This window comes from Mesorhizobium sp. CAU 1732, from assembly GCF_039888675.1.
Classification (GTDB): Bacteria; Pseudomonadota; Alphaproteobacteria; order Rhizobiales; family Rhizobiaceae; genus Aerobium.
This window is the reverse complement of record NZ_JBDQQR010000003.1, coordinates 424399-447650: the sequence shown is the minus strand read 5'-3', so window position 1 is coordinate 447650 and position 23252 is coordinate 424399. Positions and strand designations below refer to the sequence as shown.

Genomic DNA, 23252 nt, shown 5'->3' with positions numbered 1-23252 from the left:
TCGCTCGGCTCGGGCTATGCCGGCATCGACAACACCCTGTTCTACAAGGACGGAACCATGATGCTCCTCGGCGACGCAAAGAAAATGACCGAGGAAATCGTAAAGGCTATGGATCACTAGGATCCGTATTTTGTTGATTTGATCGGGATGGTGGGGGCGATTTTGGCCTGCCATTCCGGTCGATTGCCCCCTGGGCTCTGAATACGAGGACCTCACCCGTCAGGGTTGCAAAGCACTGGCGGTGCCGCTAACCTTTCATCCAGGCCTGTTGTCTCAGCTCAGGATGCGCACATGCAAAACTTCGGCGGGTTCCAGCAAGCATTCGGGCCGGGTGTCTCAGCCCAGGTCTCCAGGCAAAAGTATTTGCGGCACAAGTATCCCGGTTTCTCGACGGAGAAGGCCGAGCAATGGGATGCGGATAGACGCCGGCCATTAACGCCGGCCGAGATCATCCTTGCCCGAAGCATTTACGCGAGCGCGATCCGATACGATCAGGTGAGCGTATACCAGAAGAACTATCGCGGCATTCCGCTCGGCGCGGCCCACGCACCGGACGGTAATATCTATTTCCCGCCCGGCACCGGTTATCGGGAGGATTTCGGCGGCGCGACCAATTATCGCCAGCGAAGCGTCTTCATCCATGAACTGTGCCATGTCTGGCAGCATCAGCGGGGCGTGATCCTGCCGGTGAACATCATCATCCAGTGGAAGCCGGGCATCGAGCAGACGTCAGACGGCCCGAAGCTGCGTAACAGCAAGAACTACATCTACGCGCACATGTTTCAGGCGTCCGACCGGCGGCGGCTTTTCACCTCCCTGGACCTGGAGGCGCAGGCGGAGTTCATGTCCGACTACTATCTGGTGAAGAACGGACGGCTCGCCTCGATGGCGGAAAACCGGGGTTTTTCCAGATCGGACTACGAGTCGAGCCTGCCGACCGCGATGCGCAACGCGGGCGTGGGGACGCCGACCTCCTGATCGTCCCGTAACATGTCTTGCGCGGCCCGCTTCCGGCGGGCCGTTTGCTTATCTGGGGCCCAGGAAATCCATTTTTCCGAGCGGCACGCCCTTGTGGCGCAGGATGTCGTAGGCCGTTGTGGCGTGAAAAAAGAAGTTCGGCAGCGCGAAGTCGAGCAGGTAGTCCTTCGCGGTGAAACTGACCGAGCCCGCCCGCGTCGTCACCACCACCTCCGCCGCCTCGCGACCGTCCATCGAATCAGCCGGCACGGTCTTGAGGTAGGCGACGGTCGCGCGGATGCGCTCCTGCAGATCGTCGAAGCTTGTTTCCTCGTCGGGCATGCCGGCCGCCTCGACGAGGCCGACGCGGGTGGCTGCAAAGCGCGCCGTGTCGCTCGCGCGCTGGATCTGCGCGGTCAGCGGCGTCATATCCTCGAAAAGCCGCGCCTCGAGCAGTTGGGAATGCGCCACGCCGCGCTCGTCGGCGAAGGCGCGGCCCTTGTCCAGATTGCGCGACAGATTGCCGAATCCGCGTATGAAGACCGGAATGCTGATGTCGTAGAGCGAAAGCGGCATGATGTTCTCCTGTGATTGCATCGCAGGGCTGAGCATGTCCGGCCGGGTGTGGTCAATGACGTCCCGGATAGCCTGCTGACACCGCCTGCCGTCAAGGCCTCTCCGAGGGGTGTATCACCGCTATTTCATCGTCCGAAAACCATGGCGGCAGACCTCCCTAAGTCGGCTAATTCGGAGGTTTTCACGACTGTCGTCTCTCTGTAACATGACGGGAATAACCGATGCGGCGACTACTGATCCAACAGGGAGTACTTCTCAATGAACGCCATCCACAGACGCACGCTTCTCAAGGGTGCGGCAGCCCTCGGTGGTGCGACGCTCGCCGCGCCGCTCGTCTCGCGCACCGGCTTCGCGCAGAGCTCGTCGGGTTCGGTCAACATCTTCGCATGGGCCGGCTACATCAATGATGAGATGCTCGCCGCTTTCGAGAGCGCGACCGGCATCAAGGCGAACTACACGCCCTACGGCACGAACGACGAGCTCCTGAACCAGCTTCGCGCCAACAATGGCGGCGGGTTCGACATCATCTGGCCGACCGTCGACCGCGTGCCGAACTATGTCGAGTTCGACCTCGTGCAGCCGATCGACGAAGCCAAGGTCGAAGTCGCGCGCTGCCTGCCCAGCGCATGGTCGAGCTCCGAGACGCTCGGCGCAGTCGTCGAGGGCAAGCGCTATCAGGTCCCGACCGACTGGGGCACCGAAGGCCTCGCCTTCGACAAGGACCAGGCGCCGCTCGAATACGGCACCGCATCCTATGGCGACATCTGGAAGCCGGAGATGGAAGGCAAGGCGACCGTGCGCGGCCATTCCGGTCTCGTCGGCCTGGGCCTCTGGCTCGAAGCCGAAGGCAAGCTGCCGCGCCCGATGCTCGACGCGTTCAAGTCCGAAGAGGCGATGGTCGAGGTCTATGACGCGATCCTCGCCGAGGCGATCGCGCGCAAGGGCAACATCGCCCAGTTCTGGACCAACGAGAACGAGGCGCAGGGTGCGTTCCGCGTCAATGGCTGCGCCGTCGGCCAGACCTGGGATTCGACCGGCGCGGCACTCGCCAAGGAAGGACTGCCGGTCGGCTTCATCGCGCCGAAGGAAGGCGCGCTGACCTGGATGGAAGGCGTGTCGATCCCGAAGGCGGCCGCCAATCTCGATCAGGCCTATGCGTTCATCAACTGGTTCCTCACGCCGGAAGCCGGCGCGATGTACACCAACGCCACCTCGATCAACTCGACCGCCGTCGGTGCCGCCGATCTCACCTCTGACGACGCCAAGGCCTTCTTCGCGGCGTCCTATCCGGGCGACGCGCTGGAGAAGTTGTGGTGGTGGCCGATCCAGGAAAACTGGTTCGTGACCAAGCGCAACGAATATCAGGACCGCTTCCTGTCGGCCTGATCGACCAATCGGGAAGGGCGGTCCTGCACCGCCCTTCCTCCTTTATCCGGGGACCTATGTCGCATTCTGTAGAACTCCATCAGGTCGGCATGACCTTCGGCTCCACGCGCGCCGTGGGCGACGTCTCCTTCACGGTCGAGGGGGGCGAATTCTTCTCGATCCTCGGGCCTTCGGGCTGCGGCAAGACCACCATTCTGCGCATGATCGCAGGCTTTCTCCAGCCCACTGAGGGGCGCATCCTCATCGGCGGCAAGGATATGGACGGGCTCGGCCCGAACCAGCGTCCCACCGCGATGATCTTCCAGTCGCTCGCGCTCTTTCCGCTGATGCCGGTCTGGGAAAACATCGCCTTCGGGCTCGAGGCGCGGGGCGCATCCAAGACGGAGCGGCGGGCCAAGGCAAACGACCTTCTCAAGCTCATCGCGCTCGAGGGCTATGGCGAGCGCATGCCGGGCGAATTGTCCGGCGGCCAGCGCCAGCGCGTGGCGATCGCGCGCGCCCTTGCAGTCGAGCCCCAGGTGCTGCTGCTCGACGAGCCGCTGTCTGCGCTCGACCTCAAGCTGCGCCAGCACATGCGCGCCGAACTGCGCGCGCTCCAGAAGCGCACCGGCGTCACCTTCATCTACATCACGCACGACCAGTCCGAAGCGCTCGCCATGTCCGACCGCATCGCGGTCATGAGCGCCGGCGTGCTCCAGCAGGTCGGCACGCCGCGCGAGCTCTACGACAATCCGGCGACGCCGTTCGTCGCCTCCTTCGTGGGCGAGACCAACGCCATCGGCGGCACGATCACCGAACTCGGCGGCGGCATCGCCACGATCGAAACGGGGCTGGGGCAGATGCGCGGACGTGCCGGACCCGGCCTCAGCGTCGGGCAGACGGCAAAACTCTACGTCCGCCCGGAGGCGCTGGTTCCCGGCGTCGACAGCGACAACCGCATGTCGGCGCATATCGAACGCATCGATTTCGAGGGTGCCTTCGCGCTCGCCCATGGCAAACTCGACGACGGCTCGCACCTCGTCGCCTCGATTTCCAGCACGGACCTTGCCGGCGCGCCGCCCATCGGCAGCAAGGCGTCCTTCGCATTCGCCAATCCGCACGCGGTGGTGCTGGCGGATGGGTGATCTCTACAGGCGTTTCGGCGGCGGGCTTTCCACGATCTTCATCGGGCTCGTCCTGGTCTGGCTTGCCGGCATGGTGCTCGCGCCGAACCTGATGATGGTCGATTACGCGCTGCGGCCCAATCTTCCGCCGGCGCAGATCGGCGGGCCGAGCGACGTCTATTCGCTCGACAACATCATGTATCTGGCCAATGAGGGCGTTCATCGCTCGATCTTCTTCAAGACGATCTGGGCCAGCGCCTTCGTCGCCTTCGCCACCTTCGTGGTCTGCTATCCCTTGGCCTTCTGGCTGGCGCAGCACGCGACGCCTGGCCAGACCGCGATCGTCCTGCTCGCGCTGACGATCCCGTTCTGGATCAACGAGGTGCTGCGCACGCTGGCGTGGTATATCCTTTTGGCCTTCCGCGGGCCGCTCAACGCGGCGCTTCTCAGCGTCGGCATCATCGACGAACCCATGCGCTGGTACGGCAATGGCGGCGTCTTGGCCGGCATGATCTACGCCTACATCCTGTTCATGCTGTTCCCGATCTACAACGCGATCGAGAGCCTGGAAAAGGCGCAGATCGAGGCCGCGCGCGACCTCGGCGCCTCGACCTGGCGCATCCACTGGCGGGTGGTCATGCCGCATGCCAAGGCCGGCATCGCGACGGGCTGCGTCTTCACCTTCATGCTCGCCGCCGGCTCCTATGTCGCGCCGGCCCTGCTCGGCGCCCCCGGCAGCCGCTGGTTCACCGAGATCATCTACAACTGGTTCTTCGAAGGCGGCGACTGGAACCGCGGCGCGGCCTACGCGCTCGTGCTGCTGGTTCTCTGCCTGCTCGTCGTCCTCGTCACGCTCAAGATCGCCCGCGTGAACCTGACCGAGGTGGCGAAATGAGCGGGCTTGTCATGCAGCTTCGCGGCTCTCAACCCCCACCCCTTACCCCTCCCCACAAGGGGGAGGGGGATTCTGCCCGGTTTGCGCCAGATGCAATGTTTGAAACTGATGCGCCTGCATCAATGTCTCCCTCCCCCTTGTGGGGAGGGGTGAGGGGTGGGGGTGCTTTCCGCTCCACCTCTCAGCCTGCGAGGCTCCACTCATGAGCGCCGGCGACCGCATCGCGCGGGGCCTGTTCGGGCTCTATCTGGTGGCGTTCTTCGTCTATCTCTTCGCGCCGCTCGCCATCATGGGCGCGGCGACGTTCAACACCAGCCGCTTTCCGACCGTCACGCCGTGGCAGGGCACGACGCTGCAATGGTTTTCCGCGCTCTGGGCGGACCGCGCCATGTGGCAGGCCCTGTGGACGTCGGTCATCATCGCGGTCTGCGTCGTCGCGATCGCGCTGCCGGTCGGCACAGCGGCGGCCCTGATCCTCACCAGCCTGCATTCGCGGGCGCGCGGCTTCCTCTACGCGCTGATGGTGTCGCCGTTGCTGACGCCCGGCGTGGTCATCGGCATCGCGACACTGGTCCTCTGGCGCCAACTCGGCGTCGGCGGCGGCTTGTTTTTGATCGTGCTCGCGCAGGCGAGCTTCATCATCTGCTACGTCATGCTGATGATCGCGGCGCGGCTGCAACGGTTCGACCGCACGCAGGAAGAGGCGGCGCTCGGCCTCGGCGCATCGAAATTCATGGTGTTCCGGCGCATCATACTGCCGTTCCTGAAACCCGCCTTGATCGCCGCCGGATTCCTGGCGATGCTGCAATCGATCGAGAACTACAACACGACGCTCTTCGTGCGCGGCTTCGACACCCCGCTGACTGTCTATATCGCGACCAAGGTGCGAACGGGTCTCACGCCTGCCGTCAACGCGCTGGCGCTCATCATGATCGCGATGACGATCATCGGCGCGGTGGCGTTCGAAATCGCCCGCCGCAGACAGGCCAAGGCCGGTCGGGATGTCGCGCCTGGCTGAGGCGGGTGTCTGCGGGTGACGCTATGATGAGCGCGTTTACCCCCTACATTGTCAACGTCGCATCAGACCTCGCGAACGCGCGCCCACACCCACTTCGTCATCCCAAGGCTTCCCCACCCACTTCGTCATCCTCGGGCGGAGCGTCGAGCGAAGCTCGATGCGCAGACCCGGGGATCCATGCCTCGCCGGTTCAGTCGCAGGGTGGTGCAGAGCCGGGTGCCCGGTCACCCACCGCAGGTGGAGAAGATTCCCCACTCCCAAAACTTTCCCCCAACCCGATCAACCACTTCCCAAAAATATCCCCCCGATTTCATCCACGCCCCGTACCGCCGCCGCCATATTCGCCCCATCACCCTCACGGGAACTCTGGTGCGCACCGGGGATCAGGGGAGGGTGACGGTGTCCGGGTAGCGTGGTCTGACGAGTGAGACGTCTGGCCTTGAATCCGGGCTTCGGGGAGGTCGGAGTCGGAGGCGCAAATGCCAAGTCCGGCTCAGCTTCGTCGATGGTGACAGCACCGGCGGGGCGCGAGGTTCGCACCACGTAATTATCATTCGGAAGACACGGCCTCGCGCCCCGCTTCCCGCCCTTTCACAAGGACCAGACCGGAAACGGGGCGTGGTAATGGGGAAGGCTGGTTTACCGCCGCGCGTCGAGCGCCATGTTGACCGCGAGGCCGCCGAGAACGGTTCCCATCAGCCAGCGCTGGACCGTCATCCAGAACGGCCTGCGTATCAGGAACAGCGCGATCGAGCCGGCCGCGATCGCGATCATCGCGTTGACCGACACGCTGATCGCGATCTGGGTGAAGCCCAGCACCAGCGTCTGCGTGAGCACCGATCCCGCAGCAGGATCGATGAATTGCGGCAGAAGCGACAGATAGACCATCGCGATCTTGGGGTTGAGGAGATTGGTGAGAAGGCCCATCAGGAACAGCTTGCGTGGACCATCGACAGGAAGATCCTTGACCTGGAACGGCGAGCGGCCACCGGGGCGCACCGCCTGCCATGCGAGCCAGAGCAGATAGGCCGCGCCCGCGAGACGCAGCGCGTCATACGCGAACGGCACGGCGAAGACGAGCGCGGTGATGCCGAAGGCGGCCGCCAGCATGTAGAAGACGAAGCCCAGCGCCACGCCGCCCAGCGAAATCAGGCCGGCGAGCGGCCCCTGGCTGATCGAACGCGAGACGAGGTAAACCATGTTCGGGCCGGGCGTCAGCACCATGCCCAAAGCGACAAGGGCAAAACCGATCAGGCTCGCGGTCTCGGGCATAGGGGCTTTCCGTGTTGGTGCCGGCAATTGGCACGGTGCGTGTCTACCGAGCCGCCAAGACCCAAACATGCCAAAGGAGCGGATGCAACAACCGGCCTTTATGCCACGTGCGGTGCGCCGTTTGCCTGGCGCACCGGCGCATCGATCAATCGATGCTGCGCAGCTTGAATTCGGTCACGCCGAGCGCAAGGTTGAGGCCCGTCTGCGCCTGCACGCTAATAGGCTGGAGCGAGATCGTCCGGTCCGAGCCGCCGATCAGCACGTTCGCGCCGACGCCGACGCCTGCCGTGGCCTCCGCCGATGCGCCGACATAGTCGCCCGCAAGCACGCCGGGTACATATGCGTTGGCGGTCGGAGCCAGCACCAGCCACTGCATCAACTGGTCGCCTGTGGTGCCGATATCGAGGCCAAACTTGTTGACCACGCCGAGATAGGCTTCGGGCGCCAGCGTGCTGTCAGCGGAGGTGAAGGTGCAGTTCAAATCCTTGCTGGACCCGACGATGAAGCCGGTGCCGCCCTCGATGACGCAATCCAGAACGCCCAGTTCCGTGCCTTCCTGTGCGAGGACGGGCGTCGTGACAACTGCCGCGAGAAGTGTCGCGGCAAGGATGATGCGATGTTTCATGGGTTTTCTCCTTCGTCTCGCAACTTCAACCAGCGAGGACGAAGGAGGTTCCGCCGCCCTGCGTCAGGCGCCGCGGGTTCGTGCCACGCCGTCCGTCGCCGCCTTGAGCTGCGGGTTGAGGCGCGCGGCTTCGGCGTAGGAGCGATAGGCGCGCGTCTTGTCGCCTCGCCGCTCGAGGATCAGGCCCTGATAGGCCCAGGCCTCGGCGTTGCTCTTGTCGAGCTTGATGGCGGTGTTGAAGTCGGCGAGCGCGTTGTCCTCGTCGTTGCGGGCGAGGTAGGACAGGCCACGGCCGTTGTACGGCTCGGCATTGCTCGGCGCCAGCGAGATGGCGGTCGCGAAATCCTCGATCGCGAAGTCATGCTGGCCGCGCGCCTGATAGAGCAGGCCGCGATTGTGGTAGGCGCGGGGGTCGGTGGTGTCGAGCTGGATCGCCTTCTCGAAATCGGCGAACGCTTCCGTGCCGCGACCGGCCAGGCGATAGAGATTGCCGCGCCCGATATAGGCCGCGTCGTAGTTCGGATTGATCTGGATCGACTGGTTGTAATCGGCCACTGCGCGCTGCTGGTCGCCGGTGAAGCGGTGGATCAGCGCGCGGTTGGAATAGGCCTGGTAGAATTGCGGGTTGAGCTGGATCGCCATGTCGAAGTCCTTGAGGGCTTCGGCGTAGCGTCCGCCGCGACCATAGGCCGAGCCGCGCACATTGTAGCCTTCGGGGTCGTTGGGATTGCGCTGGATGACGGCGCTGAGCGACGAGATGTTCTCCGTCGAGCCCTGTGCGGCGTCGATGGCCGCCACCTCGCCGAGCGGCCCTGTCGCCGTCTGGCAGCCTGCCAGTGCGAATGCCGCGAAGAGCGCAAACGCGCCCGTCCTAACCATCATGTTCGGCCTGCGATCGATTGCGTCGAGATGCATCCCGGCATTCCCCCTTGTGCGCGTTCGATAAGTCATGCCGCCCGGGAAGGTTCCACGACCGGCCAAACGCTCATAAGCAAAAAGGCGGCGGCGATTCGCATCGCGCCACCTTTGTCAGTATCGACTGAAAAGGTCGAAAACTAGGCGTAATCAGCGTGCAGGCGCGACGCGGCCGCCGGCCACGAGGCCTTCGCGCTGGGCGCGCTTGCGGGCCAGCTTGCGGGCGCGGCGAACGGCTTCGGCCTTTTCGCGGGCGCGCTTCTCGGACGGCTTCTCATAGTGACCGCGCATCTTCATTTCGCGGAAAATGCCTTCGCGCTGCATCTTCTTCTTGAGAGCGCGGAGCGCCTGGTCAACATTGTTGTCGCGGACGAGTACCTGCACGTGCGTTCCTGTCTTCAGGTTGATGTCAAAGTCTCGGTGGTTCCGATGGACTTTGGACGCACTTGGATGCGTTCCGCAGCGGTGGCACCACGAATTGCGGCGGCTCATAGCAGAACCGGAAGGTGTTGTCCACCGCCTGATGCGCGTCAACCATGCCGTAGCGGCATTTATGCGTCGTGCGCCCGCGCAATGGGGCGTGTGGTACGTTGCCGCGCGCATACGGCATTCGCCGTCGCAAACAGCGCAAGAGTGGCGACGGCTTTTGGCTAGTGATACACCTCGCGCTTCGAACGAAGCACGACAGACGAACCGGCAGTCCGAGGCCAGAGCCCATGCGCAAATACTCCGCCTTCGCCATCGCTCGCGAGGCGCTTCGTGGCCACAAGGGCTGGGAAGAACAGTGGGGCTCGCCCGAGCCCAAGTCCGAATACGACGTGATCATCGTCGGCGCAGGCGGTCACGGGCTGGCGACCGCCTACTATCTGGCCAAGGAGCACGGCATCACCAATGTTGCCGTGGTCGAGAAGGGCTGGCTGGGCGGCGGCAACACCGGCCGTAACACGACGATCATCCGCTCCAACTATCTCTATGACGAGAGCGCCGGCATCTACGACCACGCCGTCAAGCTGTGGGACGGGCTCTCGCAGGAGCTCAATTACAACGTCATGTATTCGCCGCGCGGCGTGATGATGCTGGCCCACAACGTCCACGACGTGCAGGTGTTCAAGCGGCATATCCACGCCAACCGGCTGAACGGCATCGACAATGAATGGCTGACGCCGGAGCAGGCGAAGGAGTTCTGCCCGCCGCTCAACATCTCGCAGTCCGCGCGCTATCCGGTGATGGGCGCCGCCTTGCAGCGGCGTGGCGGGACGGCGCGGCATGATGCGGTTGCGTGGGGTTATGCGCGCGGCGCTTCGGCGCGGGGCGTCGACATCATCCAGAATTGCGAAGTGACCGGCATCCGCCGCGCGCCGCAGGGCCACGTCCTCGGCGTCGAGACGAGCAAGGGCTTCATCGGCGCGAAGAAGGTCGGCGTCGTGGCGGCGGGTCATTCGTCGGTGCTCATGGAGATGGCCGACGTGCGCATGCCGCTCGAAAGCTATCCGTTGCAGGCGCTGGTTTCAGAACCGATCAAGCCGATCTTCCCTTGCGTGGTGATGTCGAACACCGTGCACGCCTACATCTCGCAGTCCGACAAGGGCGAACTGGTGATCGGCGCCGGCACCGACCAATACACCTCGTATTCGCAGACCGGCGGCCTGCACATCATCAACCACACGCTCGATGCGATCTGCGAGATGTTCCCGATCTTCACGCGCATGAAGATGCTGCGCTCGTGGGGCGGTATCGTCGACGTCACGCCGGATCGCTCGCCGATCCTCGCCAAGACGCCGGTCAAGGGGCTGTACGTCAATTGCGGCTGGGGAACGGGCGGGTTCAAGGCGACGCCGGGCTCCGGCAACGTCTTTGCACACACCATCGCCAGGGACGAGCCGCATCGGATCAACGCGCCGTTCACGCTCGAGCGCTTCCGCACCGGACGCCTGATCGACGAGGCGGCAGCCGCCGCGGTGGCGCACTGATGCTCACACTGGCAACAGCAATGACTGTCGCCGTGCCGCTGCTTCTCGTCAGCGACGAGCGGAGCCTGTTTTATATTCCCGGACCCGAGGACGTCCGCTTCCAGAAAATCTCCCGCACCGGCAACGAGAAGGACTGGCCGTTTACCGTTGATGACGGAACGCTGTCCTGCGTCTGGAGCGGCGGGCAGAAAATCGTCCAGTTCATCGAAACCGTTCCGGACGATCTCGATGAACATGAGGTGGAGGGCTATGTCCCCGACATGGTCTTCGTGTCGTCCAACCCATTCGACATCACCCTGCTCAATATTGGCAGCCGCCATCTCATCGTTCAGGTCGATACGGTGGAGGAACTGATCGAGCGCATGGCGCCCTTCGAGCGGCTGGGCCGCCGCCTCTGCGACCAACCACGCGGGACCGATATCGGTCCCGGCGAACTCTAGAGAATCCCATGCTGCTGATCCGTTGCCCCTACTGCGAAGAAGAGCGCCCAGAGCTGGAGTTTCGCCACGCCGGCGAAGCCCATATCGCGCGGCCGACCGATATGGTCGGCATGAGCGAGGAAGATTTCGAAAAGTTCTTCTTCATTCGTGCAAACCCCAAGGGGCTGATCTTCGAGCGCTGGCGGCACCTGCATGGCTGCGCGCGCTTCTTCAATGCGGCGCGCGACACCATCACCGACAAGTTCGTCATCACCTACAAGGCGGGCGAGCCGAAGCCCGTGTTGACCGGCGGAAAGAACGCCGGCCCCGCGGCCTATGCGAATCGCCCGCCGGATCAGCTCAATGTGAAGAAGCCTGCGCCCAAGCGGACAGCGGCCAAGAAGGGAGACGCGTGATGACTGCTCCGTTCCGCATTTCCGGCAAGGGCCGGCTCACGCCTGCGAAAACCGTTCGATTCACCTTCGACGGAGAGACGTTCACGGGTCTCGAAGGGGATACGCTGGCGTCAGCCCTGCTGGCCAACGGCATTCATCTCGTCGGACGGTCGTTCAAGTATCACCGCCCGCGCGGCATTCTTTCCGCGGGGGCCGAAGAACCCAATGCGCTCGTCGGCATCCACCGGGATGCGGCGCGCAAGACGCCGAACGTGCGCGCGACGGTGCAGGAGTTGTATGACGGGCTCACCGCCGTCTCGCAGAACCGGTGGCCGTCGCTGAAGCACGACATCGGAGCCGTCAACGACCTCGCATCGCCATTCTTCTCGGCCGGTTTCTACTACAAGACGTTCATGTGGCCGAAGGCTGCGTGGGAAAAGATTTACGAGCCCAAGATCCGAGCCGCCGCCGGCCTCGGCGTGTCGCCGGACCAGCCTGATCCCGATCACTATGCCTCGCGCTTCGTCCATTGCGACGTGCTGGTCATCGGCGGCGGTGCCTCGGGCATCGCAGCCGCGCTCGCTGCGGCAGAGGCAGGTGCGCGGGTCGTCATCGCCGACGAGCAACCCGATCTCGGCGGCTCGCTCCACTTCGAGACGGGCACGCGGATCGACGGCGAGCACGGCTGGACGTGGGCGTCCGCTGCTGCCAAAACCCTTGCGGCGATGCCCAATGTGCGCGTGCTGACGCGCACCACCGGCTTCGGCTACTATGCGCAGAACTTCGTCGGGCTGACGCAGCGCGTCACCGAGCATCTCGCGTCGCCGCTGCCGGCCCTGCCGCGCGAGCGGCTGTGGCAGATCCGTGCGAAGCGCGTCATCCTCGCAACCGGCGCGATCGAGCGGCACATGGTGTTTGCCGACAATGACCGGCCGGGCGTGATGCTGGCCTCCGCCGGACGCACCTATCTCAATCAATACGGTGTTGCCGTCGGGCGTCAGGTCGGCATCTACACCGCCAACGATTCCGCCTATCACGCTGCCATCGACCTCAAGAAAGCCGGCGTGGACGTGCCGGCCATCGTCGATCTGCGCGACAACCCGCAGGGTCCCGCCGTGGACGAGGCCCGCGCGCTGGGCATCGAGATCAATGCCGGACGTGCGGTGGTGAGCGTCGGAGGACGTCAGCGCGTCTCGTCGATGACGGTCCAGCCCAAGAATGGCGGCGCGTCGCGGACGATCGCGATCGATGCGCTTTTGACCTCGGCCGGCTGGACGCCGTCGGTGCATCTTTTCTCGCAATCGCGCGGCAAGGTGGCGTTCGACGAGCAGACGAAGCGGTTTCTGCCGGGCCAGTACGCGCAGGACTGCGTCTCGGTCGGATCGTGCAACGGCACAGACTATCTCGGTGACGCGCTGGATGAGGCGTTTGCGGCGGGTGAAGCTGCGGCGAAAGCTGCCGGCCTCAAGACCGGAAAGGCCTCGAGCCCCAAGGCAACGACAAGCGAAAGCTGGGCAGGCGGCATGCTGGGTTCAGCGCCCGGTGCCGGCGCGGACACCTCCGTCAAGGCGTTCGTGGACTTCCAGAACGACGTCACCGCCAAGGACATCCGCCAGGCGGTTCGCGAAGGCATGCGCTCGATCGAGCATGTGAAGCGCTTCACGACCAACGGCATGGCGACCGACCAGGGCAAGACGTCGAACATGCACGGGCTGGCGATTGCCGCCGAGACGCTCGACAAGCCGATCCCCGAGGTCGGCCTGACGACGTTCCGCGCGCCCTACACGCCGGTGACGTTCGGCGCGATCGTGAACCACGCGCGTGGCGAACTGTTCGACCCGACACGCCGAACCGCGACGCATGAATGGGCGCAGGCGCATGGCGCGGTGTTCGAGGATGTCGGGCAGTGGAAGCGCGCCTGGTACTTCCCGCGTCCGGGCGAGGACATGCACGCGGCCGTCGATCGCGAGTGCAGGACCGTCCGCGAGGTCGGCGGCATCTTCGATGCCTCGACGCTCGGCAAGATCGAGGTCGTGGGGCCGGACGCCGCCACCTTCATGGAAATGCTCTACACCAACCCATGGCAGAAGCTGGAGCCCGGCCGCTGCCGCTATGGCATCATGCTGCGCGAGGACGGTTTCATCTATGATGACGGCGTGGTCGGCAGGCTCGCCGAGGACCGCTTCCACGTCACGACGACGACGGGCGGCGCGGCGCGCGTGATGAACCACATGGAGGACTACCTCCAGACCGAATTCCCGCAATTGCAGGTCTATCTCACCTCGATCTCCGAACAGTGGTCGGTGATCGCGGTGCAGGGGCCGAACTCACGGGCGATCATCGAGCCGCTGGTCGAGGGCATCGACATGTCGGATGCGGCGCTGCCGCATATGTCGGTTCGCGAGGGCAGGATCTGCGGTGTGCCGACGCGGCTCTTCCGCATGTCCTTCACCGGCGAGCGCGGCTTCGAGATCAACGTGCCGTCGGATTATGGGCAGGCCGTATGGGACGCCGTTTGGGCGCAAGCGCAAAAACATGGCGCGTGCGCTTATGGCACCGAAGCGATGCACATCCTGCGCGCCGAAAAAGGCTACATCATCGTCGGCCAGGACACGGACGGCACGGTGACGCCGAACGATGCCGGGCTGGATTGGGCCGTCGGCAAGAAGAAGACGGACTTCGTGGGCATTCGCGGCCTGACGAGACCGGATCTCGTCGCGCCCGGTCGCAAGCAACTTGTCGGTCTCAAGACGATCGATCCGAAGACGGTCCTCGACGAGGGCGCGCAGATCGTCGCGGACCCAGCGCAAAAAGTGCCGATGACGATGATCGGCCATGTGACGTCGAGCTACTGGTCGGAGAATTGCGGCCGCTCGATCGCGCTGGCGCTGATCGCGGGCGGTCGCGACCGGATCGGCGAAACGCTCTATGTGCCGATGCCGGATCGCACGATCGAGGTCGTGGTGACGGGCACGGTGTTCTTCGACGAGACGGGAGAACGGCTCAATGGCTAAGTCCATGACGAAGGCGGCGCAATCCGCAGCCTCGACAATATCGCGCAAGGGGCCGCTGGATGGCCGCTCCGCGAGCGGAACGGGCGTCACCGTCGCGCTCGCCGCGCCTGCGCATCGAATGTCGCTGCGTGCGCCTGAAGCCGGCGTTGCCGCCCTGTCCAAGGCGCTTGGCGTGACGCTTCCGCTGAAGCCGAAGACGTCTGCCGAGAAGGCCGGCCGCGCGGCGCTGTGGCTCGGACCGGACGAATGGCTCGTCATCGATCAAGCCGGCAACGATCCGGTCGCGGCCCGTGCGGGCGTCAAGACGTTCCACTCGGCGGTGGACGTGTCGCACCGCAATGTCGGCATCCTGGTATCCGGGCCGGGGGCGGAGGCGACGATCAGTGCGGGCTGTCCGCAGGATCTGTCGATCGGCGTGTTCCCGGTGGGCGCGTGTTCACGCACCGTCCTCGGCAAGATCGAGATCGTCGTGTGGCGAACCGGCGAGACGGAGTTCCGGGTCGAATGCTGGCGGTCGTTCTCGGACTATGCATTCGCGTTCCTGGCGGATGCCGCGCGCGACGCGGCGGCCTGAGATTGAACTGCCGGGCGGCTTCGTGCGAGATTGGGGCATGAGCACGCTTTCCACCATCGGTTTCGATGCAGACGACACGCTGTGGCAGAACGAACAGTTTTTTCGTCTGACTGAAACGAGATTTGCCGAGCTTCTGACGGATTATGCGGAAGCCGACCATTTGCAGGACCGGTTGCTGGAGGCGGAGAAGCGAAATCTTGGCCACTATGGGTTCGGCATAAAGGGCTTCACGCTGTCCATGATCGAGACTGCCGTGGAGGTCACCGAAGGTCGCGTGCCGGCCAGTGTCATCGGAGACATACTCGGCATGGGCCGCGAGATGCTGCGCCATCCCATCGAGACGCTGCCGCATGTCCGCGAAACGCTGGAGGCGTTGTCGGGGGATTTCCGCCTCGTGATGATCACCAAGGGCGATCTCTTCGACCAGGAGCGCAAGCTGGCACAGTCGGGGCTCGGCGACTTTTTCGACGGTGTGGAAATCGTCAGCGACAAGAACGCGGCGACCTATGAGCGCGTGTTCAGCCGCCACGGAGACGGCGCGGCACGCAGCATGATGGTCGGCAATTCGCTGAAATCGGATATCGCACCCGCGATCGAAGCCGGAAGCTGGGGCGTCTATATTCCGCACGACCTGACGTGGGTTCTGGAGCGGATCGACGAACCCGATCAGCATCCGCGCTATCGCAAGATCGAGCATCTGGGCGAGTTGGGAGCGCTGATCGCGACGCTGCGCTGACGCGTCGATCGCCGCGCGTCCTACGGACGCATCAGTGGCGATCTATCTACCTGTTTGAGCATCGGAATAGCCCGAAAACCGGATTCCACTTTTCGGTCCGATGCTCAGGATCAGATAGCGGTGATGCCGCCATCGGCTGCCAGCGTCTGTCCCGTCATGAACGAGTTCTTGGGGTCGGCCGCAAACAGGATCACCTCGATGATCTCGTCGATTTCCGCCACGCGTTTCATGGGCACGCCACGCGTGATGTCCGCTTCGGCAGCTTCCGTGTCGGCGCCCGCCATGTAGATCGTGTCGGTCAGCATCGGGGTCCGTGCAAAGGACGGGCAGACTGCGTTCACGCGGATGCCCTTGGTGGCGTATTCGGCGGCCGCCGAGCGCGTCAGTCCGACGACGCCATGCTTGGCGGCGGCATACATGGCAAGGCGGGGCGCGCCGGCAATGCCCGCGACGGATGCGATGTTGACGATCGCGCTCTTGGTCTGGTTTGCGCGGAACTGCTTTTCCATCACCGGAAGCTGGTGCTTCATCGCGTAGAAGACGCCCATCAGATTGACGTCGATGATGCGCCGCGCCTCGTCGGAGGGAAGGTTCGGGAATTTGACGAAGCTCTGCGCGATGCCGGCATTGTTCAGCGCGACATGCAGGGCGCCGAAGCGCTCCACCGCGAGCGCGACGAGCTTTTCCGACAGCGTTTCGTCCGAGACGTCGCCGGCGAGAATGGCCGTTTCCGCGTCGAGCGCGGCGGCTGTCGCTTGCAGGCGATCCCCGTCGATATCCGAGAGCACGAGGCGCGCGCCCTCAGCGGCGAAACGCTCAGCCGAGCGCTTTCCGAAACCGCCCGTGGCGCCGGTGATGAGCACGGTGAGCCCGTCGAAACGTCCCATGAGGGTCACTTTCTCTCGCTGATCGCCTGTTGGGCGAGCCCGGCCAGAAGCCGCACCGCCTGCCCGTAGGTCTTGGCTTTTTCGGGATTGGACGCGTTTCCGTCGAGCGCCCGTTTGTAGACGCCCTGGCAGATCGCGGCGAGCCGGAAGAACGAGAAGGCGAGATAGAAAATCCAGTTGTCGATCCCGGCAATGCCGCGCCGCTCGCAATAGCGGGCGACGTACTCTTCCTCGGTGGGCAAGCCCACGGCCTTGCGGTCGATGCCGCCGAGACCCCGGAACCCGGAATTGTTGGGCAGGCGCCACTGCATGCACTGATAGGCGATATCGGCAAAGGGATGGCCGAGCGTGGAGAGCTCCCAGTCCAGAACCGCGATGACCTGCGGCCGGTCTGGCGCAAAGATCATGTTGTCGAGGCGGTAGTCGCCATGGACCAGCGACACCACGCCGTCATCGGCGACGAGGTTCTGCTCGAGCCATTCGATCAGCCGGTCCATATCCTCGACCTTTTCGGTCTCGGATGCGCGGTACTGGCTGCTCCAGCGCGAAAGCTGGCGTTCGAAATAGTTGCCGGGCTTGCCGTAGTCGGAGAGGCCGACCCGCTCGACATCGACGTCGTGGAGGGCGGCGAGAACCGTGTTCATCGCGTCGCTGACGGCTTCGCGTTCCGCATTGGATGCGAGATCTGCCAAGGCCGGGTCCCAGAGGATGCGCCCCTCGACGAAGGCCATGACGTAGAACATGCGCCCGATCGGCGAATCCTCGCCCGAGAGGTGCAATACGTTCGGCACCGGTACGGCCGTTCCCGCCAGCGCTTTCATCACTCGATATTCGCGATCGACCTGGTGCGCGGATTTCAGAAGTTCGCCCGGAGGTTTGGCGCGCAGCACGTAGCTGCCGCTCTGCGCGTCGAGCCTGTAGGTCGGGTTCGACTGGCCGGCATTGAACTTCGTGATCGAGCGGAGCCCGTGGAAGCCTTCGACATGCGCCTCGAGATAGGGCGCGAGTGCAGCAGAATCGAGCGCGTTGGCGTCGCTCATGCATTCTCTTTCTTGCGCTCGATCACCGCCAGCGTCAGCCAGCGGGCGGTGAGGGCGGGCTTCTTGGAATCCTCGATCTCTATGGTCACGTCGTAATTCATATGCACCCAACCCGATGGCCGCGCGACCAGTTCGGCAAGGACGAAGCGCGCCCTGACGCGCGCGCCCGACTTGACGGGTGTCACGAAGCGCAGCCTGTCGAAGCCGTAATTGATGCCCATGCCGGCATTTTCGAGCGGGCGGATCGTTTCGTAGGCCATGGTCGACAGCAGCGACAGCGACAGGAAGCCATGCGCGATGGTGCCGCCGAACGGTGTCTCGGCCGCTGCACGCTCAGGGTTGACATGGATGAACTGGTGATCGTCAGTCGCGTCGGCGAACTTGTCGATCATCTCCTGGGAGACGACCCGCCACGGCGACAGGCCGATCTCCGTTCCAACCGCGTCCAGTGCTTCCTGCATCGGAAGCGGCTTTAGTGGGCTTTGGTTCATGTGTTCTGCGTCATTCCTTGAACAGCGACATCCCGTGCTGGACGGACTGGCCCCCATCCAACGGCAGGATCGCGCCAGTTACGTAGCTCCCCGCTCGGCTGCACAGATACAGCGTCGCACCGGCGATGTCATCCGGAGCGCCAATCCTGCCGATCGGAACGCGATTGCCGACAGTCTCGGCCTGTTCCTCACTGGCGGTGGCGAACGCCGTCATGCGGCTCTGGAAGGGGCCGGGCGCGAACGCGTTGACGGTGATGCGCTTTTCCGCGAATTCGTTCGCCAGCGTCCGCGTGAGATGATGCACGGCAGCCTTCGAGGCCGTGTAGGAATAGGCGCCATCGGCCATCGGTTGCGTGCCCATGACGGAGCCGAGATTGATGATGCGTGACGGATCGGCGTCGCTCGCGGCCTTGAGCAGCAGCGGCGTCAACTCGCGCGTCAGGTGGAAAAGGCCTGTCACGTTGACGTTCAGCACCTTCGCCCAGGCGCTGTAGGGGAAGCTTTCGAAGTCCGCGCCCCACGACACGCCGGCATTGTTGATGAGGATGTTCAGCCTGTCGGTGCGCTTGGCGACCTCTGCCGCGAGCGCCTCGACGCCTTCCTGCGTGCTGACGTCGCCTGAAAACCCCTCGGCCCTGCCGCCGCCCAGTTCATTCAGCTCGTCGGCGACGCGCGCGCAGTCAGCGCCTTTGCGCGATGCGATCAGGACGTTTGCGCCGCCCCTGATCAGGCCGGTCGCGGCCATGCGGCCGATACCCGTCGCAGCACCGGTGACGAGCGCGGTCTTGCCCTCGACGGAAAACAGATCCTGAAGATATGTCATCGATCCTCCCTCTTGCGACGCGGGCAGACGGAAAAACCGGAGGCCGCGTTGACAACATACCCAGTAGTATGTTCATCATTTCGATACAGGTAAAGGCCCGATCTGAAAAAGGCACAAGGCTTGAGGTCGGGCCGGCACTGCGGATGAGGGAGGATCAGCGATCGATGGCGCTTGGCGTCCGTGATCAGGTTTTGGAGAGCTCGCGCGCCGACATTCTGCAGGCGGCAGCGCGCTGTTTCATGGATCGCGGATACACCGAAACGTCCATCGACGATGTCGCCCGCAGCCTCGGCGCGACGAAGGGCCGAATCTACCATCACTTCCGCTCGAAGTCCGATCTGTTCGCCGCAGTGTTTCGTGCGGGAATGGACATGAACTTCGCAGCCGTCGAACCCTACCGCTCGCTGAAAGGACCCGCGGCCGCCCGCTGGCGGCGCATGGCCTTCGTGCATGTCTTGCAGATGATCAACACGAAGCCCTTCCAGCGCGCGGTCTGGATGGGCGTCGAGATGCATCTTCGCGGTGCGACCACGCCCGAGCAGCGAAACGTCTATGGCGAACTGATCGATTACCGGACACGGTACGGCAACATGTTTCGCGAGGTCGCTTTCGCGGCGCGGGATGAAGGCGATTTCGTTTTCGACAATCCGAGCATCGCCAACCAGTTGATGTTCATGACGCTCAATTCACCCATCTTCTGGTACGCGCCGCGGGTCGGCGAGACACAGGCGGACAGGGAAGACATTGCACGACAGGTCGTCGTCTGCGCCTATCGTGGGCTGGGCGGCAAGGAGGAAAAGTTACAGGCATGAGCGACAGGAACCCCGACATGAATCTCGGCATGACCGAGAAGGTCAAGCCGATCCACGAGAAGGTGGCGCGCATGGTGCGCGACGAGATCATCCCGCTCGACGAAGAGTTCCTGGCCGAAGTCGGCAAGGAGGGAGACCGCTGGAGCTACACGGCACGCCAGACCGAAATCCTCGAAGGGCTGAAGGCGAAGGCGCGCGAACGCGGCCTGTGGAATTTCTGGCTGACCCATTCCGATCGCGGCTACGGCCTGTCGACTGTCGAGTACGCCTATCTCGCCGAGGAGATGGGCAAGGCGCATCTGGGCGCCGAGACGTTCAACTGTTCCGCGCCGGACACCGGCAACATGGAAGTGCTGGAGCGCTATTGTGCCGACGAACACAAGGAGCGCTGGCTGAAGCCGCTGCTCGACGGCAAGATCCGCTCCGCCTATCTGATGACCGAGCCGGATGTCGCATCCTCGGATGCCACCAACATCGCCATGCGGTGCGAGCGCGACGGCGATTCCTACGTGCTCAACGGCGAGAAATGGTGGTCGTCGGGAGCGGGCGATCCACGCTGCGCGATCTACATCACGATGGTTCGCACGCCGGACGATGCGCGTCCAAAGCACCAGCAGCACTCGATGATCCTCGTGCCGGCCGATACGCCCGGCATCACCAAGCTCCGCGCGATGACGGTCTATGGCGACGACGACGCGCCGCATGGCCACCTCCATCTCAAATTCGAGAATGTCCGGGTGCCGGCGAACAACATGATTTTGGGCGAGGGCAGGGGCTTCGAGATCGCGCAGGGCCGCCTCGGGCCTGGCCGCATTCATCACTGCATGCGCGCGATCGGGCAGGCCGAAATGGCGCTGGAACTGATGTGCACGCGTGCGATGCGCCGCGAGGCCTTCGGCAAGCCGCTGGCGCAGCTTGGCGCGAATTTCGACATCATCGCGGAATCGCGCATGGAGATCGAGATGGCGCGCCTGCTCTGCCTCAAGGCGGCGTGGATGATCGATCAGGGCGACAAGAAAGCCGCCGCGCCGTGGATCAGCCAGATCAAGGTGATCGCGCCGCGCATCGCCCTGAAGATCACCGATGAAGCCGTGCAGATGTATGGCGGTCAGGGCATCAGCCAGGATACGCCGCTGGCACGCTCCTGGACGCATCTGCGCACGTTGCGGCTGGCTGACGGACCCGACGCGGTCCATCGCCGGCAGGTCGCGCGCGAAGAACTCAAGAAATACACCCAGCAGAAGGTTTGATATGAAGGCTATCGTCGCGAACGACTTCGGACCGCTCGACCAGCTCGTCTACGCAGACTGGCCGGAGCCGAAGGCGGAAGGGCACACGGTGGTCATCGACGCCGAGCAGATCGGCGTCAATTTCCCTGACGGGCTGCTCGTCCAGGGCCTCTACCAGATGAAGCCGCCCGTTCCCTTCGTGCCGGGCATGGAAGTGGCGGGTCGGGTCAGCGCGGTGGGCGAAAAGGTCACGCGCTACAAGGTTGGCGACCGGGTCGGTGCGGTCAGTTCGCTGGGCGCCTATGCCGAAAAGGTCGCCGCGCCTGAATCGGCGGTGATGCCGCTGCCCGATGGCATCTCGGGCGAGGATGCGTGCGCGATGATGTGCGGCTACGGCACCTCGCATTACGCGCTCAAGCAGCGCGGCCAGCTCAAGGCGGGCGAGACCTTGTGTGTTCTCGGCGCATCGGGCGCGACCGGCGTCGCGGCCGTCCAGATCGGCAAGGCGATGGGCGCGAAGGTCATCGGTGTCGCATCGACCGAAGACAAGCGCCGGGTCGCGAAGGATGCCGGCGCCGATATCGTTCTCGGCTACGACAACCTCAAGGACGAATTGAAGGCTGCGACCGGTGGCGCAGGCGTCGATGTCGCGTTCGATCCGGTCGGCGGCGAAGCCTTCGACGCGCTGTCACGCTCGATGGGCTGGGGCGGTCGGCTGCTCGTCGTCGGCTTCGCGTCGGGCACGATCCCCAAGCTTCCGGTCAATCTGACGCTCGTGAAGAGCTACAGCGTCGTCGGCGTCTTCTGGGGTGCCTTCACGCAGAAGGAGCCTGCCGCCTACGCCGACAACATGAAGGAACTGCTCGGCTGGCTGATGAGCGGCAAGGTCAAGCCGGTCATCGAAGGCGTCTATCCGCTTAGCGATGCAGCTACGGTCCTGACGCGTGTGCTCGGTCGTGGATCGACCGGCAAGATCATCCTGAAGCCATGAAGGCCTGACATCATGAGCATTCCAGCCACCATGAACGCGCTGCTCCTCACGGAGGACGGCTATACAAAGACTCCGTCCGGCAGCGTTCTCGAAGCGATGGATCCCTATGTCGAGGCGGGCACGATCGAGGTGCCGACCCCGACCGGCCGTGAGGTGCTCGTGAAGGTCCGTCTCGCCTCGATCAATCCGTCCGACGTGATGTTCGTGAAGGGCATGTACGGCCAGCCGCGCGCGAAAGGCAGGCCGGCGGGCTTCGAGGGTGTCGGCGAGGTGGTCGCTGCCGGCGAGGACCCGGCCGCGCAGGCGATGATGGGCAAGCGGATCGCGTTCGCCACCGGGCTTTCCAACTGGGGAAGCTGGGCTGAATACGCCGTTGCGGATGCGGCAGCCTGCATTCCGATCATCGACAGCGTCCGCGACGAAGATGCTGCCGCGATGATCGTCAATCCGCTGACCGCGCTTGCGATGTTCGACATCGTTCGCGAGGAAGGCGAGAAGGCCTTCGTGCTGACCGCCGGCGCGAGCCAGCTTTGCAAGCTCATCATGGGCGTGGCCAAGGACGAAGGTTTCCGTCCGATCGCTATCGTGCGTCGCGACGAGCAAATCCCGCTGCTTTTGAAGGCAGGCGCGGCCCATGTCCTGAATGCCGACGCGCCTGACTTCGCGCAGAAGATGCAGGAGGTGATGCGCGAGGAAAAGCCGCGCATCTTCCTCGACGCCGTGACGGGCCCGCTTGCAGGCGCACTTTTCAACGCGATGCCCAAGAGGGCGCGCTGGATCATCTATGGACGGCTCGACCAGACCGCGACCGCCATTCCTGAGCCTGGCCAGATGATCTTCATGCACAAGAAGATCGAGGGCTTCTGGCTTACCGAATGGATGCGCAGCGTGCCGGCCGAGCGCCGCGTGCATGCGGTCATGGAGGCGCAGAAGCGCTTTTCCGACGGACGCTGGGCAACGGACGTCACCGCGGTGGTGCCGATGTCGGAAGCTGTCGGAAAAGTTGCAGAAGAACTCGCCAAGCCGAACGGAAAGGTGTTCATTGCACCATAGGATTTGAGGAGGGCGCGCTGTCTTGAGGAGGACGGCGCGAGGAGGAGAATCGGGACAGCGCGGCGTCAGAT

The 23252-nt window shown here is 64.1% G+C and carries 25 protein-coding genes; 16 read left to right on the top strand and 9 right to left on the bottom strand.

Annotated elements, in window-relative coordinates; all coding sequences use genetic code 11:
• Together AAFN55_RS23750 and AAFN55_RS23745 are read left to right on the top strand one after the other, a co-directional pair.
• On the top strand, positions 1-120 hold a 120-nt coding region (locus tag AAFN55_RS23750), incomplete at its 5' end, for an NAD(P)(+) transhydrogenase (Re/Si-specific) subunit beta (RefSeq protein WP_347800296.1).
• 171 nt (positions 121-291) lie between these two features.
• The gene (locus AAFN55_RS23745; protein WP_347801452.1) at positions 292-978 is read left to right on the top strand and encodes a hypothetical protein; all 687 of its coding nucleotides are present in this window, start codon (positions 292-294) and stop codon (positions 976-978) included.
• A 48-nt stretch (positions 979-1026) separates the two neighbouring features.
• On the opposite strand, the gene AAFN55_RS23740 is transcribed toward AAFN55_RS23745, so the two are convergent.
• On the bottom strand, positions 1027-1533 hold the full coding sequence (locus tag AAFN55_RS23740; RefSeq protein WP_347801451.1) for a DUF1993 domain-containing protein: 507 nt from the start codon (positions 1531-1533) through the stop codon (positions 1027-1029).
• Between the two features lie 258 nt (positions 1534-1791).
• On the opposite strand from AAFN55_RS23740, the gene AAFN55_RS23735 reads away from it, so the two are divergent.
• The 4 genes from AAFN55_RS23735 (at position 1792) to AAFN55_RS23720 (ending at position 5935) form a co-directional block, all read left to right on the top strand.
• On the top strand, positions 1792-2919 hold the full coding sequence (locus AAFN55_RS23735; protein ID WP_347801450.1) for an extracellular solute-binding protein: 1128 nt from the start codon (positions 1792-1794) through the stop codon (positions 2917-2919).
• Between the two features lie 56 nt (positions 2920-2975).
• Entirely contained in the window at positions 2976-4043 is a 1068-nt protein-coding gene (locus AAFN55_RS23730; RefSeq protein WP_347801449.1) for an ABC transporter ATP-binding protein, read from the top strand.
• The gene (locus AAFN55_RS23725; protein WP_347801448.1) at positions 4036-4917 is read left to right on the top strand and encodes an ABC transporter permease; all 882 of its coding nucleotides are present in this window, start codon (positions 4036-4038) and stop codon (positions 4915-4917) included. The genes AAFN55_RS23730 and AAFN55_RS23725 overlap by 8 nt, the downstream gene beginning before the upstream one ends.
• Before the next feature lie 202 nt (positions 4918-5119).
• Positions 5120-5935 carry an ABC transporter permease gene (locus AAFN55_RS23720; RefSeq protein WP_347801447.1) on the top strand — a complete coding sequence of 272 codons (816 nt, stop codon included), beginning with the start codon at positions 5120-5122 and terminating at the stop codon, positions 5933-5935.
• A gap of 639 nt (positions 5936-6574) precedes the next feature.
• On the opposite strand, the gene AAFN55_RS23715 is transcribed toward AAFN55_RS23720, so the two are convergent.
• From AAFN55_RS23715 to rpsU, 4 genes are all read right to left on the bottom strand, one after another.
• Positions 6575-7207, bottom strand: coding sequence for a LysE family translocator (locus tag AAFN55_RS23715; RefSeq protein WP_347801446.1), 633 nt, complete (start codon positions 7205-7207; stop codon positions 6575-6577).
• A gap of 145 nt (positions 7208-7352) precedes the next feature.
• The gene (locus tag AAFN55_RS23710) at positions 7353-7832 is read right to left on the bottom strand and encodes a DUF992 domain-containing protein (RefSeq protein WP_347801445.1); all 480 of its coding nucleotides are present in this window, start codon (positions 7830-7832) and stop codon (positions 7353-7355) included.
• A 63-nt stretch (positions 7833-7895) separates the two neighbouring features.
• A complete protein-coding gene (locus AAFN55_RS23705; protein ID WP_347801488.1) occupies positions 7896-8714 on the bottom strand; it encodes a tetratricopeptide repeat protein in 819 nt (272 codons plus the stop codon).
• Positions 8715-8897: 183 nt separating this feature from the next.
• Entirely contained in the window at positions 8898-9131 is a 234-nt protein-coding gene (gene rpsU / locus AAFN55_RS23700; RefSeq protein ID WP_105742769.1) for a 30S ribosomal protein S21, read from the bottom strand.
• A gap of 332 nt (positions 9132-9463) precedes the next feature.
• On the opposite strand from rpsU, the gene AAFN55_RS23695 reads away from it, so the two are divergent.
• The 6 genes from AAFN55_RS23695 to AAFN55_RS23670 are packed head-to-tail and all read left to right on the top strand — an operon-like array spanning position 9464 to position 15855.
• Entirely contained in the window at positions 9464-10717 is a 1254-nt protein-coding gene (locus AAFN55_RS23695) for a sarcosine oxidase subunit beta (protein ID WP_347801444.1), read from the top strand.
• A complete protein-coding gene (locus tag AAFN55_RS23690; RefSeq protein WP_347801443.1) occupies positions 10717-11157 on the top strand; it encodes a hypothetical protein in 441 nt (146 codons plus the stop codon). Before AAFN55_RS23695 ends, AAFN55_RS23690 begins: the two co-directional genes overlap by 1 nt.
• An 8-nt stretch (positions 11158-11165) precedes the next feature.
• Positions 11166-11552 carry a sarcosine oxidase subunit delta gene (locus AAFN55_RS23685; RefSeq protein ID WP_347801442.1) on the top strand — a complete coding sequence of 129 codons (387 nt, stop codon included), beginning with the start codon at positions 11166-11168 and terminating at the stop codon, positions 11550-11552.
• Entirely contained in the window at positions 11552-14545 is a 2994-nt protein-coding gene (locus AAFN55_RS23680) for a sarcosine oxidase subunit alpha (RefSeq protein ID WP_347801441.1), read from the top strand. The genes AAFN55_RS23685 and AAFN55_RS23680 overlap by 1 nt, the downstream gene beginning before the upstream one ends.
• Positions 14538-15119: a sarcosine oxidase subunit gamma gene (locus tag AAFN55_RS23675; RefSeq protein ID WP_347801440.1), complete on the top strand. Its 582-nt coding sequence runs from the start codon at positions 14538-14540 to the stop codon at positions 15117-15119. Before AAFN55_RS23680 ends, AAFN55_RS23675 begins: the two co-directional genes overlap by 8 nt.
• 37 nt (positions 15120-15156) lie before the next feature.
• On the top strand, positions 15157-15855 hold the full coding sequence (locus AAFN55_RS23670) for an HAD family hydrolase (protein ID WP_347801439.1): 699 nt from the start codon (positions 15157-15159) through the stop codon (positions 15853-15855).
• A 110-nt stretch (positions 15856-15965) separates the two neighbouring features.
• Here the strand turns inward: AAFN55_RS23670 and AAFN55_RS23665 are convergent, their stop codons facing one another.
• Genes AAFN55_RS23665 through AAFN55_RS23650 form a run of 4 tightly spaced genes read right to left on the bottom strand, consistent with a single transcriptional unit; the run spans position 15966 to position 19096 of the window.
• On the bottom strand, positions 15966-16742 hold the full coding sequence (locus tag AAFN55_RS23665; RefSeq protein WP_347801438.1) for an SDR family NAD(P)-dependent oxidoreductase: 777 nt from the start codon (positions 16740-16742) through the stop codon (positions 15966-15968).
• Between the two features lie 5 nt (positions 16743-16747).
• The gene (locus tag AAFN55_RS23660) at positions 16748-17782 is read right to left on the bottom strand and encodes a phosphotransferase family protein (RefSeq protein ID WP_347801437.1); all 1035 of its coding nucleotides are present in this window, start codon (positions 17780-17782) and stop codon (positions 16748-16750) included.
• Positions 17779-18273 (bottom strand): MaoC family dehydratase, encoded by a 495-nt coding sequence (locus tag AAFN55_RS23655; protein ID WP_347801436.1) that lies wholly within the window; start codon positions 18271-18273, stop codon positions 17779-17781. The genes AAFN55_RS23660 and AAFN55_RS23655 overlap by 4 nt, the downstream gene beginning before the upstream one ends.
• 10 nt (positions 18274-18283) lie before the next feature.
• Positions 18284-19096 carry an SDR family oxidoreductase gene (locus tag AAFN55_RS23650; protein ID WP_347801435.1) on the bottom strand — a complete coding sequence of 271 codons (813 nt, stop codon included), beginning with the start codon at positions 19094-19096 and terminating at the stop codon, positions 18284-18286.
• A 164-nt stretch (positions 19097-19260) separates the two neighbouring features.
• On the opposite strand from AAFN55_RS23650, the gene AAFN55_RS23645 reads away from it, so the two are divergent.
• From AAFN55_RS23645 to AAFN55_RS23630, 4 genes are read left to right on the top strand one after another with little or no spacing between them, the layout of a single operon-like run.
• A complete protein-coding gene (locus tag AAFN55_RS23645) occupies positions 19261-19908 on the top strand; it encodes a TetR/AcrR family transcriptional regulator (protein WP_347801434.1) in 648 nt (215 codons plus the stop codon).
• A gap of 17 nt (positions 19909-19925) precedes the next feature.
• Positions 19926-21158, top strand: a complete 1233-nt coding sequence (locus AAFN55_RS23640) for an acyl-CoA dehydrogenase family protein (protein WP_347801487.1) — start codon at positions 19926-19928, stop codon at positions 21156-21158.
• A gap of 1 nt (position 21159) precedes the next feature.
• Entirely contained in the window at positions 21160-22128 is a 969-nt protein-coding gene (locus AAFN55_RS23635; protein ID WP_347801433.1) for an NADPH:quinone oxidoreductase family protein, read from the top strand.
• A 12-nt stretch (positions 22129-22140) separates the two neighbouring features.
• On the top strand, positions 22141-23181 hold the full coding sequence (locus AAFN55_RS23630; RefSeq protein WP_347801432.1) for a zinc-binding dehydrogenase: 1041 nt from the start codon (positions 22141-22143) through the stop codon (positions 23179-23181).
• The last annotated feature ends 71 nt before the right edge of the window (positions 23182-23252 follow it).

What these genes read in the sequence shown, in the direction of transcription:
- AAFN55_RS23745 (WP_347801452.1), top strand. Translation starts at nt 292, where the DNA reads ATGCAAAACTTCGGCGGGTTCCAGCAAGCATTCGGGCCGGGTGTCTCA.
- AAFN55_RS23740 (WP_347801451.1), bottom strand. Translation starts at nt 1,533, where the DNA reads ATGCCGCTTTCGCTCTACGACATCAGCATTCCGGTCTTCATACGCGGA.
- AAFN55_RS23735 (WP_347801450.1), top strand. Translation starts at nt 1,792, where the DNA reads ATGAACGCCATCCACAGACGCACGCTTCTCAAGGGTGCGGCAGCCCTC.
- AAFN55_RS23730 (WP_347801449.1), top strand. Translation starts at nt 2,976, where the DNA reads ATGTCGCATTCTGTAGAACTCCATCAGGTCGGCATGACCTTCGGCTCC.
- AAFN55_RS23725 (WP_347801448.1), top strand. Translation starts at nt 4,036, where the DNA reads ATGGGTGATCTCTACAGGCGTTTCGGCGGCGGGCTTTCCACGATCTTC.
- AAFN55_RS23720 (WP_347801447.1), top strand. Translation starts at nt 5,120, where the DNA reads ATGAGCGCCGGCGACCGCATCGCGCGGGGCCTGTTCGGGCTCTATCTG.
- AAFN55_RS23715 (WP_347801446.1), bottom strand. Translation starts at nt 7,207, where the DNA reads ATGCCCGAGACCGCGAGCCTGATCGGTTTTGCCCTTGTCGCTTTGGGC.
- AAFN55_RS23710 (WP_347801445.1), bottom strand. Translation starts at nt 7,832, where the DNA reads ATGAAACATCGCATCATCCTTGCCGCGACACTTCTCGCGGCAGTTGTC.
- AAFN55_RS23705 (WP_347801488.1), bottom strand. Translation starts at nt 8,714, where the DNA reads ATGATGGTTAGGACGGGCGCGTTTGCGCTCTTCGCGGCATTCGCACTG.
- AAFN55_RS23695 (WP_347801444.1), top strand. Translation starts at nt 9,464, where the DNA reads ATGCGCAAATACTCCGCCTTCGCCATCGCTCGCGAGGCGCTTCGTGGC.
- AAFN55_RS23690 (WP_347801443.1), top strand. Translation starts at nt 10,717, where the DNA reads ATGCTCACACTGGCAACAGCAATGACTGTCGCCGTGCCGCTGCTTCTC.
- AAFN55_RS23685 (WP_347801442.1), top strand. Translation starts at nt 11,166, where the DNA reads ATGCTGCTGATCCGTTGCCCCTACTGCGAAGAAGAGCGCCCAGAGCTG.
- AAFN55_RS23680 (WP_347801441.1), top strand. Translation starts at nt 11,552, where the DNA reads ATGACTGCTCCGTTCCGCATTTCCGGCAAGGGCCGGCTCACGCCTGCG.
- AAFN55_RS23675 (WP_347801440.1), top strand. Translation starts at nt 14,538, where the DNA reads ATGGCTAAGTCCATGACGAAGGCGGCGCAATCCGCAGCCTCGACAATA.
- AAFN55_RS23670 (WP_347801439.1), top strand. Translation starts at nt 15,157, where the DNA reads ATGAGCACGCTTTCCACCATCGGTTTCGATGCAGACGACACGCTGTGG.
- AAFN55_RS23665 (WP_347801438.1), bottom strand. Translation starts at nt 16,742, where the DNA reads ATGGGACGTTTCGACGGGCTCACCGTGCTCATCACCGGCGCCACGGGC.
- AAFN55_RS23660 (WP_347801437.1), bottom strand. Translation starts at nt 17,782, where the DNA reads ATGAGCGACGCCAACGCGCTCGATTCTGCTGCACTCGCGCCCTATCTC.
- AAFN55_RS23655 (WP_347801436.1), bottom strand. Translation starts at nt 18,273, where the DNA reads ATGAACCAAAGCCCACTAAAGCCGCTTCCGATGCAGGAAGCACTGGAC.
- AAFN55_RS23650 (WP_347801435.1), bottom strand. Translation starts at nt 19,096, where the DNA reads ATGACATATCTTCAGGATCTGTTTTCCGTCGAGGGCAAGACCGCGCTC.
- AAFN55_RS23645 (WP_347801434.1), top strand. Translation starts at nt 19,261, where the DNA reads ATGGCGCTTGGCGTCCGTGATCAGGTTTTGGAGAGCTCGCGCGCCGAC.
- AAFN55_RS23640 (WP_347801487.1), top strand. Translation starts at nt 19,926, where the DNA reads ATGAATCTCGGCATGACCGAGAAGGTCAAGCCGATCCACGAGAAGGTG.
- AAFN55_RS23635 (WP_347801433.1), top strand. Translation starts at nt 21,160, where the DNA reads ATGAAGGCTATCGTCGCGAACGACTTCGGACCGCTCGACCAGCTCGTC.
- AAFN55_RS23630 (WP_347801432.1), top strand. Translation starts at nt 22,141, where the DNA reads ATGAGCATTCCAGCCACCATGAACGCGCTGCTCCTCACGGAGGACGGC.